Origin of the sequence: Streptomyces xiamenensis (genome assembly GCF_000993785.3) — a bacterium.
GTDB lineage: Bacteria > Actinomycetota > Actinomycetes > Streptomycetales > Streptomycetaceae > Streptomyces > Streptomyces xiamenensis.
On sequence record NZ_CP009922.3, the window covers coordinates 2,661,552 to 2,677,565 of the forward strand.

General features: G+C 73.9%; 13 protein-coding genes. 3 read left to right on the forward strand and 10 right to left on the reverse strand.

Going from position 1 to position 16,014, the window contains the following annotated elements; all coding sequences use genetic code 11:
* Window positions 1-90 precede the first annotated feature (90 nt).
* Window positions 91-1,608 carry an anthranilate synthase component I family protein gene (locus SXIM_RS12185; RefSeq protein WP_046723942.1) on the forward strand — a complete coding sequence of 506 codons (1,518 nt, stop codon included), beginning with the start codon at window positions 91-93 and terminating at the stop codon, window positions 1,606-1,608.
* Window positions 1,605-2,213: an anthranilate synthase component II gene (locus tag SXIM_RS12190; RefSeq protein ID WP_046723943.1), complete on the forward strand. Its 609-nt coding sequence runs from the start codon at window positions 1,605-1,607 to the stop codon at window positions 2,211-2,213. The genes SXIM_RS12185 and SXIM_RS12190 overlap by 4 nt, the downstream gene beginning before the upstream one ends.
* A 46-nt stretch (window positions 2,214-2,259) precedes the next feature.
* Here the strand turns inward: SXIM_RS12190 and pdxR are convergent, their stop codons facing one another.
* Window positions 2,260-3,651: a MocR-like pyridoxine biosynthesis transcription factor PdxR gene (pdxR, locus tag SXIM_RS12195; protein WP_053116173.1), complete on the reverse strand. Its 1,392-nt coding sequence runs from the start codon at window positions 3,649-3,651 to the stop codon at window positions 2,260-2,262.
* 135 nt (window positions 3,652-3,786) lie between these two features.
* Between pdxR and trpD the strand changes: the two genes are divergently transcribed.
* Window positions 3,787-4,869, forward strand: coding sequence for an anthranilate phosphoribosyltransferase (trpD, locus tag SXIM_RS12200; protein ID WP_046723945.1), 1,083 nt, complete (start codon window positions 3,787-3,789; stop codon window positions 4,867-4,869).
* Window positions 4,870-5,113: 244 nt separating this feature from the next.
* Here trpD and trpC read toward each other — a convergent pair whose 3' ends face one another.
* The 9 genes from trpC to SXIM_RS12245 all read right to left on the reverse strand — a co-directional run bounded on the left by trpC (window position 5,114) and on the right by SXIM_RS12245 (window position 15,954).
* The gene (trpC, locus tag SXIM_RS12205) at window positions 5,114-5,923 is read right to left on the reverse strand and encodes an indole-3-glycerol phosphate synthase TrpC (RefSeq protein ID WP_107073921.1); all 810 of its coding nucleotides are present in this window, start codon (window positions 5,921-5,923) and stop codon (window positions 5,114-5,116) included.
* Window positions 5,920-6,561 carry a DsbA family oxidoreductase gene (locus tag SXIM_RS12210; RefSeq protein ID WP_046723947.1) on the reverse strand — a complete coding sequence of 214 codons (642 nt, stop codon included), beginning with the start codon at window positions 6,559-6,561 and terminating at the stop codon, window positions 5,920-5,922. The genes trpC and SXIM_RS12210 overlap by 4 nt, the downstream gene beginning before the upstream one ends.
* Window positions 6,558-7,793, reverse strand: a complete 1,236-nt coding sequence (locus tag SXIM_RS12215) for a flavin-dependent oxidoreductase (protein WP_046723949.1) — start codon at window positions 7,791-7,793, stop codon at window positions 6,558-6,560. The genes SXIM_RS12210 and SXIM_RS12215 overlap by 4 nt, the downstream gene beginning before the upstream one ends.
* Entirely contained in the window at window positions 7,790-8,926 is a 1,137-nt protein-coding gene (locus tag SXIM_RS12220; RefSeq protein WP_030735455.1) for a monodechloroaminopyrrolnitrin synthase PrnB family protein, read from the reverse strand. Before SXIM_RS12220 ends, SXIM_RS12215 begins: the two co-directional genes overlap by 4 nt.
* 223 nt (window positions 8,927-9,149) lie before the next feature.
* Window positions 9,150-10,553, reverse strand: coding sequence for a beta-ketoacyl [acyl carrier protein] synthase domain-containing protein (locus SXIM_RS12225; protein ID WP_053116174.1), 1,404 nt, complete (start codon window positions 10,551-10,553; stop codon window positions 9,150-9,152).
* 73 nt (window positions 10,554-10,626) lie between these two features.
* Window positions 10,627-11,550, reverse strand: coding sequence for an SDR family oxidoreductase (locus tag SXIM_RS12230; RefSeq protein ID WP_030735460.1), 924 nt, complete (start codon window positions 11,548-11,550; stop codon window positions 10,627-10,629).
* 55 nt (window positions 11,551-11,605) lie between these two features.
* The gene (locus SXIM_RS12235) at window positions 11,606-13,060 is read right to left on the reverse strand and encodes an MFS transporter (RefSeq protein ID WP_046723951.1); all 1,455 of its coding nucleotides are present in this window, start codon (window positions 13,058-13,060) and stop codon (window positions 11,606-11,608) included.
* Window positions 13,050-14,570 carry a 4-hydroxyphenylacetate 3-hydroxylase family protein gene (locus SXIM_RS12240; protein ID WP_046723953.1) on the reverse strand — a complete coding sequence of 507 codons (1,521 nt, stop codon included), beginning with the start codon at window positions 14,568-14,570 and terminating at the stop codon, window positions 13,050-13,052. The genes SXIM_RS12235 and SXIM_RS12240 overlap by 11 nt, the downstream gene beginning before the upstream one ends.
* Window positions 14,571-14,616: 46 nt before the next feature.
* Window positions 14,617-15,954, reverse strand: coding sequence for an FAD-dependent monooxygenase (locus tag SXIM_RS12245; protein ID WP_046723955.1), 1,338 nt, complete (start codon window positions 15,952-15,954; stop codon window positions 14,617-14,619).
* Window positions 15,955-16,014: the final 60 nt, after the last annotated feature.

The following is a 16,014-nucleotide window of genomic DNA, read 5'->3' on the forward strand; positions in this document are numbered from 1 at the left end:
GGAATGGACCGCATCGAAAGCGGCGGACTGGTCTGGTCCCCGTACGGCAGGCGGTGTTTCGCTTTCCCGTGGCGAAAGGAGCGGGAATTCATGAGGAGTTCAGCCATGTCGATGCCGGACAGTGAACCGATTCGGGTGCGGGTGACGTCGGCCGGACTTCCTCCGCATGATCCTCTCGACCTGTGGACGCGGCTGCGCGAGACGCGGCCGGCCGACGACGTGTTCCTGCTGGAGCAGCTGGAGAACGACGGCGGGCGCCGGTCCGCCGTCGTCGGATACGGGCGGCTGGCGGAACTGCGCGTGTACGGGGCCGCCGAGGGCGGCGGCGGCCGAATGGAGATCACCGGGGTGCCGGCGCTGCGCGGGACGCTGGCCGCGCTCGCCCGGCGGCACGGCATGGACGCGGCCCCGGACGGGGCGCGGTTCGGCGACCCGCGGCAGGTGTGGGACGTCCTGGCCGCCGTCCAGGGGCTGTTCGCCGTGGACACGGAGCAGCCGCCCGACCGGTACGCCTTCGGGTTCCTGACCACCCTCGCCTACGAGTCGGCCTGGCTGATGGAGGAACTCCCGGCCCGCACCAAGCCGCCGCACGGCCCCGACATCACGCTCGCGCTGTTCCGGGACGCCGTCCGGTACGACGGCGACCCGGCCGGTGCGCTCCATCTGCACGCCGAGAGCGAGGCGTTCCCCGCCGCCCCGGCCGGGGAGGGAATCCCGCCCCTCCCTCCGCCGCCGCTCGCGGACGAGCGCGGCGTGCCCGACGCGCCGCGCCCGCACGCCGTACGGGACAGCGTCAGCCGCGACACCTTCCTCGGGTGGGCCGAGCGCTGCCTGGAGCACATCCGGGTCGGTGACATCTACCAGATCCAGATCGGCCACCGCGTCGACGTACAGAGCGATCTGACGCCCCGTGACGTCTACCGGCGGCTGCGCGCCCGCAACCCGTCCCCGTACATGTATCTGGCGCCGCGCGCCGGCGGGCTGCTGATCGGCGCCAGCCCCGAGCTGCATCTGCGGATCGTGGCCGGGGAGATCACCATGCGGCCCATCGCGGGCACCACCCCGCGCGGCCCCGACGACGCCGAGAACCAGCGGCGCGTGAAGGAACTGCGGGCCAGCACCAAGGAGCGGGCCGAGCACGTGATGCTGGTCGACCTGTGCCGCAACGACCTGGGCCGGGTCGCCGTCCCCAGCACCCGCCCGGTGGAGAACCTGATGGAGGTGGAGACGTTCTCGCACGTCTTCCACCTCGTGTCCACCGTCACCGGGCGGCTCGCGCCGGGCACCGGGGCGTGGGACGCGATCCGGGCCACCTTCCCGGCCGGGACCATGACCGGGGCGCCCAAGATCCGCGCCATGGAGATCATCGACGGCCTGGAGAAGGAGGCGCGCGGCGCGTACGCGGGGGCGGTGGGGCTGCTGGACGCACGCGGCACCTGGAGCGAACTCGCGCTGTGCATCCGCACCGTGGCGTACGACGGCGCCACGTACTCCACCCAGACCTCGGCCGGCCTGGTCGCGCAGTCCGATCCGGCGGCCGAATGGCGGGAGACCCTGGCGAAGATGGGGGCGGCCCACTGGGCGCTCACCGGTGAGGAGTTGCTGTGACCGCCGCGCCCAAGGTGCTGCTCGTCGACGCCTACGACAGCTTCGTGCACATCATCGACCAGTACCTGCGCACCCTCGGCGCCGACACCCAGGTGGTGCGCTCCCGGTCCGCGACGCCGGACGAACTGGCCGCGCTCGGCGCGGACGCCGTCGTCCTGGGCCCGGGGCCCGGCCATCCGGCCGTATCCGGGCACGTGGAGCTGGTACGCCGGTTCGCCGGCCGGGTGCCGCTGCTGGGGGTGTGCCTGGGGCATCAGGCGATCGCCCTGGCGTACGGCGGCCGGGTGGAGATCGCCGACCAGGTGATGCACGGGCGCACCAGCTCGGTACGGCACGACGGGGAGGGGGTGTTCGCCGGCCTCGGCAACACCCTGGAGGCCACCCGCTACCACTCCCTGATCGTGGCCGAACCGCTGCCGGAGCCGCTGCTGACCACCGCCGTCTCCGTCGACCACGGCTATGTGATGGGGCTGCGGCACCACACGCTGCCGGTGGAGGGCGTGCAGTTCCATCCCGAGAGCGTGATGACCACCGGCGGGCTCCAGATCATGGAGAACTTCCTGGCCCGCGCCGCGCACGGCCCGGCACTGACCCCCGGCGGCTGACGGCGGCGGGGCGCGGTGCGTGGTGGGCCGGCCGGCCCCCGTCGTCTCACGCCCGGGCCGCAAGCTCCCGTACCGCGTCCGCCACCCCCGTCCGGGGCAGCCGGGCGTGCCCCAGCACGAGCGCGGGGGCGTCCCGGCGCGGCCGGGTGTGGAACGCCGCGCCGCCGCGCACCAGGACGGAGCGGCGCAGCGCCCCGGCCACCAGCGCCGCCTCGTCCGTGTGCCGCGGCAGCCGTACGTAGGCGTGCAGCCCGGCCGCCGGGCCCAGGACGCGGGCGCCGGGCAGATGACGGCGCACGGCCTCGTCCAGGGCGGCGCGGCGGACGGCGTTCAGCTTGTTCAGCCGGCGCAGATGCCGGTCGAACAGGCCGCCGCGCAGCAGTTCGGCGAACGCCCGCTGGCTCAGCGATTCGCTGCCCAGGTCCAGCCGGGCGCGCAGCCGCAGCAGCCGGCTCAGCACCGGCTCGGGGGCGGCGAGCCAGCCCAGCCGCAGCCCGGGGCTGAGCGTCTTGCTGGCCGTGCCCGCGTAGATCACCCGTTCCGGGACGAGCCGTTGCAGCGCCAGCGGGCGGGTGCGGGCCGGGTCGTACCACAGGCCGCCGTCGTAGTCGTCCTCGATGATCCAGCCGTCCCGCTCCCGCGCCCAGCGGGCCAGCGCCTCGCGCCGGGCCGGGGTGAGCGTGATACCGGTGGGGAACTGGTGGGCGGGGGTGACCAGAACGGCGCGGGCCCCCGAATCCGCCAGCCGCTCCACGTCGATGCCCTCCTCGTCCACCGGTACCGGGCACGGGCGCAGCCCCGACGCGTGGATGAAGTGCCGCAGCCCCGGGTGGCCCGGGTCCTCCACGGCGAGCGTGCTGACGCCGCGCTCCAGCAGGTCGGCGCCGAGCAGGCTGAGCGCCTGTGCGAACCCGCCGGTGATCACGATGCGTTCGGGGGCGGTTCGGACGCCGTGCGCGCGGCCCAGGTAGCGGGCGAGTTCGACGCGCAGCGCGGTCTCGCCCGCCAGCGGCGGATAGCCGTCGTCCCGGTCGCCCGCCCCGGGGGCGGCCAGCGCCCGCTGGTACGCGGCCAGCCACTCGGCGCGCGGGAAGACGGCGCTGCTGTGGCCGCCGGTGCGCAGATCCCAGCGGGCGGACGGCACATGGCCCGCGTCCAGCAGCGGGGAGAGCACCGTCTCGCGCGGCAGATGCCGCACGACGCGGGTACTGGCGCCGCGCGCGGTGTCCAGGTAGCCCTCGGCCACCAGTTGCGCGTACGCCTCGACCACGACGCTGCGCGAGACGCCGAGATCCTCGGCGAGCCGGCGGCTGGAGGGCAGACGGGTCGCGGGCTGGAGCGTGCCCTCCTCGATCTCCTCCCGGATGAACTCCTGGATCTGCGCGGTGAGTGATGCCCCGGAATTCCGGGATATGGAGATGGCCATGTGCAGGGGCACGGGAATGCTCTCCCTCACTGGTATGTGCCGGCGGTGCGGAACTGGTCTGGTGTGCGGCCGGATTCCCGGTCACGATGGCGGCGCGTTCATTTGTCCCCGGCCTTTTGCCGCGCCGCCACAGCGGAGGAGAATTCCGTGACCGAACCGGAGCAGGACCGCTGGCCGTTGCTGCTGAATTCCCTGCTGGCCGGCCGGGATCTGGACGTCACCGACACCGAATGGGCCATGGGCCGGGTGATGTCGGGCGAGGTGGGGTCCGCCCGACTGGCCGCCCTGCTGGTGGCGCTGCGTGCCAAGGGCGAGACGTCCGCCGAGATCGAGGGACTGGCCCGGGCGATGCGCGCGCACGCGCTGCCGCTGTCGGTGCCGGGTCCGGTGGTGGACATCGTGGGAACGGGCGGGGACGGCTCCGACAGCGTCAACGTCTCCACCATGGCGGCGATCGTGGCGGCCGGGGCCGGAGCGCGGGTCGTCAAGCACGGCAACCGGTCGGCGTCCTCGCGGTGCGGTTCGGCCGACGTGCTGGAGGAGTTGGGGGTGGAACTGGGCCTGGAGCCACGGCTGGACCCGGAGGCCGTCGCGGAGATCGCCGACGAGGCGGGCATCACCTTCGCGTTCGCGCCGCTGTTCCATCCCGCGATGCGGCACGCGGCCGCCACCCGGCGTGAGCTGGGGGTGCGTACCGTCTTCAACCTGCTGGGCCCGCTGGCCAATCCGGCCGCGCCGGCCGCGCTGGCGCTGGGCGTCGCGGATCCGGCGGCGGCCGGGACACTGGCCGGGGTACTGGCCCGGCAGGGCGTGTCGGCGCTCGTCTTCCGGGGCGACGACGGCATGGACGAGATCACGGTGACCACCACCTCCACGATCTGGTCGGTAGGGAACGGCGCGGTGCGCCGCGAGACGTTCGACCCGGCCGCGCTGGGCATTCCGCGCGCGCACCCGGACGCGCTGCACGGCGGGGACCGGGCGTACAACGCCGCGGTGGCGCGGGCGCTGCTGGGCGGGGAGCCGGTGGCGCGGGCGGTACGGGACGCGGTGCTGCTGAACGCGGCGGCCGGCCTGGCCGCCCTGGAGCCGACCGACGGAACGGTCGCCGATCGGCTGGCCACGGCGCTGGAACGGGCCACCGCCGCCCTGGACTCGGGCGCGGCGGCGGCCGTCCTGTCCCGCTGGACGGACGCCTGCGCGAAGCACGCGGAGGGCGCGCCGGTCGCCTGATCCGCCCGGGGCGGGGGCCGGAGCGCGCGGCGCCGTTCCCGGCCGTGACCACCGGTGCGCGTGAACCCCGGCAGGCAGCGCATCTTTGGGGCTCGCCGACCGCCCGCCGTCGCCCACCACGAGGCCGGCGATCCGCCGTGCCCGAGCCGGTGCCCGTGCCGTACCGCCCCCGGTGACGTGCGCGCCGCACCCGCCGCGTGCGGGGCCCCGCGCTCAGGGCCCCGCCGGAGTAACCGGGCGGGCGTCATCGCAGGGCGGTGGGTGCCGTCAGGGCCGCGACCGCCGTGGCCGGATCCCCGCCGGTGACCAGGGACTCGCCGACCAGGACCGCGTCCGCGCCCTGCGCCGCGTACCGGGCGGCGTCCGCCGGGCCCCGGACGCCGGACTCGGCGATCCGCACGACCGTCTCCGGGATCAGCGGCGCGACCCGCCCGAACGTGTCCGGGTCCACGCGCAGGGTGCGCAGATCACGGGCGTTGACGCCGATCACCTCCGCGCCCGCCTCCAGCGCGCGCCCTGCCTCCTCCTCGTCGTGCACCTCCACCAGCGGGCACATCCCCAACTCCGTGGCCAGCGCGCTCAGCCCGGTCAGCTGCCGCTGGTCGAGCGCCGCCACGATCAGCAGCAGCAGGTCCGCGCCGTGCGCCCGCGCCTCCCACACCTGGTAAGGGTCGACGATGAAGTCCTTGCGCAGGACGGGCACGTGCACCCGTTCCCGCACCGCCGCCAGGTCCGCCAGCGAGCCCCCGAAGCGGCGGCCCTCCGTCAGCACGCTGATCGCCGCCGCGCCACCCGCCGCGTAGGAGGCGGCGAGCGCGGCCGGGTCGGCGATCTCCGCCAGCGGCCCCTTGGACGGGCTCGCCCGCTTCACCTCGGCGATCACCCGCAGCCCGCCGGGCTCCAGGCGCCGCAGCCGCGCGGCGGTCGCGGCACCGGCCGCAGGACCGCCCCCGTACGCCGCCGCCCGCTCCCGCAGTTCGCTCTCGGGCACGGCGGCCTTGCGCCCTTCCAGGTCCGCCCGCACCCCGGTGATGATGTCCGCCAGCACGCTCATGCGGTGCTCTCCTCACTCTCCCGGCTCAGCGCCGCTTCGAAAACCCGCGGATCGGTCTGAGCACCTTCGAACCGTTCCCCTCCGTCGAAGCGGTACACGGGTACGGCCCGAATCCCCAGATCACGGGCCGAACGGACCGCGTTCCTGACCTCTTCGATCCCCTCCCGCGAGCCGAGGAAGGCCCGGGCGGCGCCTTCGTCCATCCCGGCCGCCGCCGCGCGGCCGGCCAGCACCCCGGGCCGCGAGATGTCGGCGGCCTCCGTGAAGTACGCGGCGAACACCAGCTCCTCCAGATGGCTCTGCGCCCCGCGGCCGTACACCCGCCCCGCCCACCACAGCAGACGGTGGGCGTCGAGGGTGTTGGCGGCGAACCCCCGCTCGTTGCGGAAGGTGATGCCGTGGCCGCGGCCGGCCGCCGTGACCTCCTCGCTCATCGCGCGCGCCCGGTCCGCCCCGTACTTGCCGCCGAGCCACTCCAGCATCGGCATCGGCTCGGCCGGATGTTCGCCGTCGATCTGGTAGGGGTGCGCCACCACTTCGGTGCCGGGCCGCCCGAAGGAGGCGAGGGCGCGTTCGAAGGTCCGCTTGCTGATGTAGCACCACGGGCACGACACATCGGACCAGACATCGATTCTCACCGGGACACCCCTTCGTTGACGGTGGCCGGGTCGAAGCCGCCGATCCGTGCGAACTCCTGCGATATGTCCTGTAGTTCGGAGCCCGGGAAGATGTCGTGCACCGCGCGGAAGCCGCCGGGCGCCCGCTGGTGCGCCAGGTCGATGACGATCTCGGGGCCACGACGCCGGGTGCTGCGCTGGATACGGGTGACGGCGGGCAGCCGTTCCGCCTCGTAGCCGGCGAGCGCCGCCCGTACGTCCGGACCACAGGCCAGGTGCCGGGCCAGCGCTCGGGCGTCGATGACGGCCTGGGTGGCGCCGTTGGAGCCCATCGGGTACATGGCGTGCGCGGCGTCCCCGAGCAGCGTGACGGGCCCGCGGGTCCAGCGGGGCAGCGGATCCCGGTCCACCATCGGGTAGATGTACGCCTCGTCCGCGGTGCGGATCAGCGCGGGCACGTCCAGCCAGTCGAAGGCCAGGTCGGCGAAGTCACCCAGGAACTCCCTGGGCGGCACCGCACGGTTCCAGTCGGCCGGCGCGAACTCCTCGCCGGGTCCCGCCGCCCGGGCAACCGCCCAGTTCATCAGCACCGGGCCGGTCCCGGTGCCGCCGGACATCGGGTAGACCACCGCGCGCCGCCGGTCGTCCCCCGCGATGATCATGGTCTGCCCGTCGAGGAACGGCGGCGCCCAGGTGGTGCCGCGCCACACGATGAGGCCGCTCCACGGCGGCGGTCCCTCTCCCGGGACCAGGGCGGCCCGTACGGCGGACCGGATCCCGTCCGCACCGATCAGCGCGTCCGCCTCGTACCGGGTACCGCTCGCGTGGACGAAGACCCGGCCACCGTTCGGCGGTTCCTCGACGTGTTCCACCCGCGCCCCGGTGACGATCGCTCCTTCCCCGAGCCGCTCGCGCACCGCGTCCGCCAGCACCGACTGGAGCGCCCCGCGGTGGATGGACAGTTGCGGCCAGTGGTGTCCGGCGGCCCGTCCGCGTGGTTCGCGCCAGATCAGCTGGCCGTGGCGGTTGTAGTAGCCGAGTGCGCCGGTGGGCACCGAGACGGCCGACAGCCGCTCCAGCAGGCCGAGGCCGTCCAGCTCACGGACGGCGTTGGGCAGGATGTTCAGGCCGACGCCCAGCGGCCGGATCTCGGGCACGGCCTCCAGCAGGCGCACCCCGCCGATGCCGGCGGCGTGCAGACTGAGGGCCGTGGCCAGACCGCCGATGCCGGCCCCCGCGACGAGCACGCTCACACCGCCGCCCTCCGCTGCCCGTGCGGCGCCGCACCGGTCCCCGGCTGCGTCAACTGTGCGGCTGCCCGGGTGAGATCGATGATCTGCCGCAGCAGGTCGACGCTGGCACCGCCGCTGCCCACCGGGTACAGCCGCAGGTCGGCGTCGTACGCCTTGCGCGCGATGCCCAGGTGGCGGCCCCGGAAGACCACCAGGACACGCAGCAGACGGGCCAGCGCCTCGGTGCTCGCGCGCAGCGCGGGGGCGCGCCGCTCCGCCTCACCCGGGTCCTCGCCGAACGCCTCCACCAGCCGGCCCACCACGGACGGGGTGCGGATCCAGCGTCCGTACAGGTCGCGCCAGCGGCGCAGGCTGTAGGGGATGGATTCGCGCAGGAACTCCTGGTAGCCCGGTTCGCTGTGGTCGGCGGCCCAGATCGCCAGGTCGATCAGCCACAGCGGGACCTGGGCGGCGGCCGGGCCGAGCAGGACCCGGTCACCGACGTCGATCTCCTCGAAGTACGGCCGCAGCACGCGGGCGAAGAACTCGGGGCCGACGTTGGCGACCACCATGTCGATGGCGGTGACGGTCGACTCGGTGTGCCGGGACAGTTCGTCGGTCAGCAGCGCGAACTTGGGGTCCGCCAGGTCGGTGTCGCCGAGCACTGCGGCGAGTTCGAGACCGTCGCGCAGATGCGGGAAGACCATCCGCACCGACTCCTGGAGGTACGCCTCCTGGACGTCCCCGGTGTACATGCGCTGCCGGGTGCCCAACGGGTTCCAGGTGCAGTAGTGGTGCACGGTGTCGCGGGGCACCATGTCGGTGCGGCGGCCCAGTTCGCGCAGGACGGGCAGTGCTTCGGGAACCAGGTCCAGGGGTTCGGGACCGTGCCGCTTGACGGAGCCGAGGAACAGGCCCAGATCGCGCATCGCGGCGACGGATTCCTCCACCGAGTAGCCGGCGAGCGCGTCCGCGTCGGGCAGCAGTGTGCGCAGGGCCGCGGTGAGAGCGCGCACGTCGGCGGTCTCGTTCTGCCGGCGCAGGTCGAAGCAGGCCCGGTCGGCGTCCAGCGGATCGAGGTCACGGATGGTGGCCACGCGTATGGGGTTGCCGAGGTCCAGGTCGGGCGTGGTGGCTGTGCTGCGGGTGGGCATCGCGGTCTCCAGGGGAGTGCGTCGGACGTTCGGAAGAATCGGCGGAGCGGCACGCGGCACGGCGGCATCGCGGCACGGCGGTGTACGGCGTGCGGCGTACGTCGTCCACGTACGGGCGCGTGTGGGGATGCCCCGGCGGATGGGCCGGCGCATGCGCTCAGGCGTGAGATGGCGGCCGCGCGGTGGGGTCGCCGCGGCGGAGTGGCAGGGGCGGGGCGCCGCCTCAGAAGGCGGGCACGACCGCGGTGCGGGAGTACGGCGGTGGACCGGTGGATTCCGGTGCGGGGGGCGCCGCGGACAGGACGAGGTGGACGTTGACGCCGCAGATGCTCTGGCCGTTGACGGCGGCCAGGGCGGGCCCGGTCCCTGTGTCGCCCCCGTTGTCGGTCTCGGCGGCGCTGCCGGCGGACGGCAGCGGCTCGATGGCGGTGGGCACGGTGATCGGCAGCCGGCCCCACTCCACCTCGGGCGACGGGGTGGTGAAGTGCAGGCTCGGCGGTACGGCGCGGTGTTCCAGGCAGAGCACCGTCTTGATCAGGCCGGCCACTCCGGCGGCGGCCTCGCAGTGCCCGATGTTGGTCTTGACCGAGCCCACGAGCAGCGGGCGCCCCACGGGCCGTCCAGCCGCCAGTTCCTCGTTGAGGGCGGCCAGTTCGATGCGGTCGATGCCGGTGCCGGTGCCGTGGGCCTCGACGTACCCGACGCGGCCCGGCTCGGCCCCGGCCGCCTCGTACGCCCAGCGCATCGCCAGCCGCTGGCCGGTGACGGAGGGGTCGGTCAGGCGTTGTTTGGTGGCGCCGTCATGACTGACGGCGCTGCCGAGGATCACGGCGCGCACCCGGTCGCCGTCGGCGAGCGCGGCGCGCAGCGGCTTGAGCACCACCACCCCCACCCCGTCCGCGCGCACGAAGCCGTCGGCCGAGGCGTCCGCGAACTTGCAGCGCCGGTCGGCGGCGAGCACGCCGGCCCGGCCGAAGAGGTCACCGGCGACCGGCGACAGGACGGCGTTGACGCCGCCCGCCAGGGCCAGGGTGGATTCACCGGCCCGCAGGCTCGTGCAGGCGAGATGGACGGCGGTGAGCGAGGAGGCCTGGCCGGTGTCGACGGTGACGCACGGGCCGTGGAGCCCGAGCGCGTACGACAGGCGGCCGGCGAGTACGGAGCGCTGCTGGCCGCCGTCGGTGAGTGCGGCGAGCGGCTCCATGCGGCGTTCGGCGCGGGTCTCGCGCAGCCGCTCCCAGTGGTCGGCCTGGCTCTGGCCGGCGAAGACGGCGGTGCGGGTGCCGGCCAGGGTGGCCGGGTCGCTCCCCGCGTCGGCGAGTGCCTCGCGGGCGGTGCGGAGCAGCAGGCGCTGCTGCGGGTCGATGGTGGCGGCGGACTCGGCCGTGGTGCCGGCGTCCGCTGTGGCGTCCCGGTCGTGGCCGGTGACGCCGGTTTCCGCCGTGTGTGCGCCGGTGCCCTCGACGTGGTCGATGTCGTCGATGTGCGGGCCCGGCGCCTCCGCGCCCCGGCACAGCAGGTCCCACAGCTGTGCGGGCCCGGCTGCTCCCGGCAGCCGGCAGGCCATGCCGATGACGGCGATCGGCTCGGCCGGCGGACGTGTTTCCCCTGGTTGATGCGTGGTCATGCGTCATTCCCCCCTCTCGCTGGTGATCCGGTGGCCGGCACGGGACGGGCCGCGTCCCGTGCCGGCCACCGGATCAGTCCTCAGCTCTGGCCCAGGTGCGCCAGGGCTGTTCGGTGATCCACCGCAGGGCCGGGGTCAGACGGACGCCCAGCTCGCGCTCGACACCGGCCGGCTCCGGGTCCAGCAGGTGCGCGGCCGTACCGCCGGCCACGTGGTGGTAGATGCCGGCGACCCCGGCGGCGGCCGCGGCGCCCACGACCTGCCCCAGGCCCGCCTCGAACCGGTCCACCTCCAGCGGCAGATAGCTCACCTCCCGGTCCAGACCCCGGCTGAACCGTTCGGCCAGCTCGGGACCGGTGAGGATCTCGGCGCCGCCCACGTTCAGCACCCGGCCGGTCAGGTGCTCGGCCTCGAAGGCCGCGGCCACCACCACGGCGAGGTCCTGGTGAGACATCCACGCCACGCGCTGGTCCGCGGGCAGCGGGTACGCCAGGACTCCGTCGTTGACCAGAGCGGGGCCGTTCCAGGGGCTGAAGAGGTTGTCCAGGTAGACGGGCGGGCGGATCACCACGGTGGGCACACCGCTGCCGAGCAGGATCTCCTCGGCCGCGCGGCGGGTCTCGAACCCGGCGAATCCGGTGACGGTGTCCGGCAGCGGGGTGTTCGTGTTGTAGACGATCCGCTCGACCCCTGCCTCGCGGGCGGCCTCGGCGATGTTGCGGGCGTAGCGGGCGACGGTGTCCGCCTCGTACTCCAGGGGCATCACCACGGCGGCGTGGGTGACGCCGTCGAAGGCCTTGCGCAGGTCGTCGGCGCTGCCGAGGTCGGCGGAGACCGGGGTGACAAGGGGGGCGCCCGGGCTGTCGGGACGGGCGGGCTGCCGTGCGACGCCGCGTACGTCGGCGCCGCGCCCGGCCAGCAGCCGTGCGACCGCGCCGCCCTGGAAACCGGTGGCGCCGGTGACCAGGTAGCGCCGCTCCCGGCGGTTGTGCGTCATGTGTCTGTCTCCCTTGGTCGGGTGTGGGGGTGAGGGGATCGGGTCGTGGTGCGGTTCAGGTGCCGGCCGGCGAGCTGCGGGCGGCGGGCCGTGCCGGTTCGGCCGGGGCCCCGGCTCCCCCCGCCGGCGGCGGGGTGGGCAGGACCAGCCGCAGGCTGAGCAGCCCCGCCAGCACGGCGATTCCCGCGCCGACCAGGAAGGCGGTGCCGAACCCCTCGGTGAGCGCCACCCCCGCGTCGGTGGCGTCGCTCGCCCCGGTACGGGCGGCGGCCACCCCGGAGAGCACCGCGAGGCCGATGACCGAGCCGAACTGGAGGCTGGTGTTGACCAGTCCGGAGGCCAGGCCCGCCTCCCGCTCCTCGGTGCCCAGCGTGGCGGCCACGTTGGTGGTGATGGAGACCAGTGGCAGCGCGACGCCGAGGATCAGTGAGGGCGGCAGGACATCGGTGACGAACGAGCCGTCCGCGGTGAGCAGCGACTGCCAGGCCATCCCGACGGCCACCAGCACGAATCCGGCGGTCATCACGGCGCGCAGCCCGAACCGTCCGATGAGCCGGTCCGCGAACGACGCGGTCACCACCACCACCAGCGACAGCGGCAGCAGCCCGAGGCCGCCGATGACCGGCTCGTGGCCGAGCACCGCCTGGAGGTAGAGGCTGACCAGGAAGAACATCGGGAACAACGCCATCTGCCACATGGCCGCCAGCAGATTCGCCAGGCGCAGCGTGCGGCGCCGGAAGATCTCCAGCGGTACCAGGGGGTGCGCGGCGCGGCGTTCCAGCCCGGCGAAGACGGTGAGCAGGAGGAGCGCGGCGGCCCCCGTACCGAGGGTCTCGGGTGCCCGCCAGCCGCTCTCGCCCGTGCTGACCAGCGCGTACGCGAGCAGGGCGAGCCCCAGGGTGACGGTGACGGCGCCCGGCAGGTCGATGCCGCGGCCGTCCGCCACCGGCCGGTCGGCGGGCAGCAGCCTGCGCACCGGCAGCATCAGCGCGATGCCGACCAGGACGTTCATGGCGAAGGTGGACTCCCAGCCGAGCCAGCTGGTGAGCACGCCGCCCAGCACCGTACCGGCGGCGCCGCCCGCACCCGCCATGGCGGCGAAGATACCCAGTGCGCGGTGCCGTTCGGGGCCGTCCTGGAACAGCATCAGCAGCAGCGCGAGCGCGGCGGCCGCGGCCATCGCGGCGCCGACGCCCTGTGCGGCGCGGGCGGTGATGAGCAGGGCGGCGCTGTTCGCGACCGTGCCGAGCACCGACGCGACGGTGAGGGTGGCCAGTCCCGCGGTGAACACCCGGCGCCGGCCCAGCAGGTCGGCGGCCCGGCCGCTGAGCAGCAGCAGCCCGCCGAAGGAGACGAGGTAGGCGTTGGCGACCCAGGACAGCGCGGCGGGCGAGATGTCCAGGTCGCGCCCCATGGAGGGGGCGGCGACGTTGATGACGGAGGTGTCGAGCAGCAGCAGGAACTGGGTGCAGGCCAGCAGGGCGAGCGCCCGCCGGTGGTCAGCGCGCATGCCCGGCCCCCGGTTCGGCCGCTCCGGCCGGCCCCGTACCGAGGTCGTAGCCGTCCAGACAGGACTGGGTGAAGGCCGCCAGCCGATCGGGGTCGCCGTCGCGGACGATGCCGGGCAGATAGACGTGCGGGGCGCCGTGGTAGAAGCGCTCGTACTGCTCGTGGCGGGAGGCGAACTCCGAACCCAGCGCGTCCCAGGCGAGCTTGAGCAGTTTGATGCGCTGTTCGGAGGGGGTGCCCGGGGAGCGGACGTACTTGGCGACCAGCGGGCCGAGTTCGGGGTGGGTGAGGTCGTATCCGGAAGCGGGCAGCTGGATGAGCCCGCCGCCCGCCAGCATCTTGATCTCGGCGAGGAACTTGGGGTACAGATCGCCGGCCATGGCGCGGTGCGCGGAAGCGATCTCACGGTTGATGTGCACCGGGCCGTCCGGGTCGGTGCCGACCCGCTCGAACTCGCTCTCGGCGGCGATCACCATCGACCTTGCGATGTTGAGCCAGCCGATGAGCCGCCCGATCTGCATCTGGACGGGCGGCAGTTGGTAGGTGTTGTTGGACTTGGCGATGAGGATGGCCAGGCCGGTGAGGAACTCCAGCTTCGTCCAGAAGCGGACCGATGCCTGGTGGACGAAGTGGTGGTAGGCGGGAGTGCCCCACCACATCAGGAAGCTGGCCTGCACGTCGCGGTAGGTCAGCACCCGCTCCCAGGGGACGAACACGTCGTCGCACACCAGCAGCGCGTCGTTCTCGTCGAAGCGGGAGGACAGCGGATTGTCGAAGACGCTGCGCGCGCTCGCCTCGTAGGAGGCACGGGAGATGAACTTCAGGCCCGGGGTGTCGATGGGCATCGAGAACGTCAGGGCGTGCTCGATGTCCTGCGGGGCGAGCGGCTCGATGGTGCCCACGATGATCTCGTCGCCGAAGACGGCGGCGGTGCCGATCATCTTCGCGCCGCGCACCACGATGCCGTCGTCGCGCTCCTTGACGACCCGCACGTACAGATCGTTCTCCTCCTGCTCGGAGGCGGACTTGGTCCGGTCGATCTGCGGATTGGTGATGGTGAAGGACTGGTACAGGCTCCCGGAGCTCATCCGGCGGTAGTACGCGGCGAGGTTGTCCCGGCCGTCGAACCCTCCGTCCGTGCCGGCGAAGATCTCCGGGGCGGAGACGAACCCGGCGATGCCGGCCGCCATGTAGTCGGGCGAGCGGCCCAGGAAGCCGTAACTGGCCTCGGACCACGTCTTGAACGCAGCGCGGCGGCGCACGAGGTCGGCGTGCGAGCGGGGCACCTGGTAGGCGCGCAGGACGGGGTCGCCCGGGCCGGTGCCCTCCGGGGTGGCGGTGAGGACGTCCCGCAGCTTCTCGTCCCGTGCGAGGTCGTACAGGTGGGCTATGGACCGGGCGGTGTTGCGGAAGGCGGGGTGCTCGGTGATGTCCTTGACGAGTTCGCCGTCCAGCCACACGGACCGTCCGTCACGCAGGGAGTCGAGGTAGTCCTGGCCACTGCGGGTCATGTCTGCTGTCTCCTGAGGTCACAAGGGCGGAAAAGAGGTACGGAGGTCACGCGGGCACGACTCCGGGCGCGGGCGCGGCTGCGGGTGCGGGTGCGGATGCTCGGGTGCTGTACGGCGAGGGCAGGTTCGCGGCCCGCGCGTCGAAGTGCCCGGCACGGGCGTAGGAGCGCGTCAGGGCGACGAGTTCGGACCGGTCGATGACTTCGCCGATCCGGCCGAAGCCGTCCGGCGCGCGCTCGCAGGCCAGATCGATGACGGCCTCGGGGCCCTTGGCGCGGCTCATGAGCGCCAGCCGGTTCATCGCGGGACGGCGCTCCCGGTCGTACGCCAGCAGGGCCCGTTCGGGATCGCGGCCGGCGTCGGGGTCGCGGGCCAGGGCGTGGGCCAGGGCGCGGGCGTCCACAATGGCCTGGGTGGTCGCGTTGGAACCCATCGGGGCCATGGCGTGTGCCGAGTCGCCCAGGAGGGTGACCCGGCCGAAGGACCAGCGCGGCAGCGGGTCACGGTCGATCAGGGGGAACTGGACGACGGGATCGGGACCCGCCAGGACCTCGCGCAGCCGCAGATCGCCCAGGGCCCAGGTGTCGAAGTGCGGGGCGAAGGCGGAACGGGGCACCGGACGGGTGGCGCCGTCCACCGGTTCGCCGGGCGCCGCGGCACGGGACGCGGCCCAGTTGACGGGCACCAGACCGTCCGTACCGGGGGTGCCGGCCAGCGGATACACCACCACTTTCCAGCGGCCGTCGCCCATCACCACCATGGAGTCGCCGCCCAGGAACGGGCGGACCCTGGTGATGCCGCGCCACACGACGGTGCCGCTGGCGGGTGGGGCGCCCTCCCGCGGGTAGAGGGTGGCGCGCACCGCCGAGCGGATACCGTCCGCCCCGATCAGCAGCCCGGCCCCGGTCGTGCTCCCGGTCACGCCCTCCTTCGCGGTCCCGCCCCGGCGGTGCGCCAGCCGGACCCGTAACCGACCCTCCCCGGCCCTCTCGAACCCGGTGACCTTGGCATCGGTACGGATCGCCCCCGGCCCCAGCCGGCGGGTGACGGCCTCGGCGAGCACGGTCAGCAACTCTCCCCGGTGCACGGCCAGTTGTGGGTGCCGGTGCCCGGCGGCCAGGCCGCGCCGCTCGTGCCACACCGTCTGGCCGAGGTGGTTGTGGTACCCGAGGCGGCCGATGGTGGCGGAGCGGGCCGCGATCTCCTCGTACAGTCCGAGCGCGGCAAGTTCGCGCACGGCGTTGGGCTGGAGATTCACCCCCGCGCCGTACGGGCGGACGGCGGGTGCCGCCTCCACCAGGCTCAGATCGCGAAACCCGGCCTCGTAAAGACTCAGCGCGGCTGCCAGACCCCCAATCCCGCAGCCCGCGATCAGGATTTTCATCGACTGTTCCCCCATTGGTCGGTGATGCGGAGTCGGCGGCCCCCGCCGCCGGTCCCACGC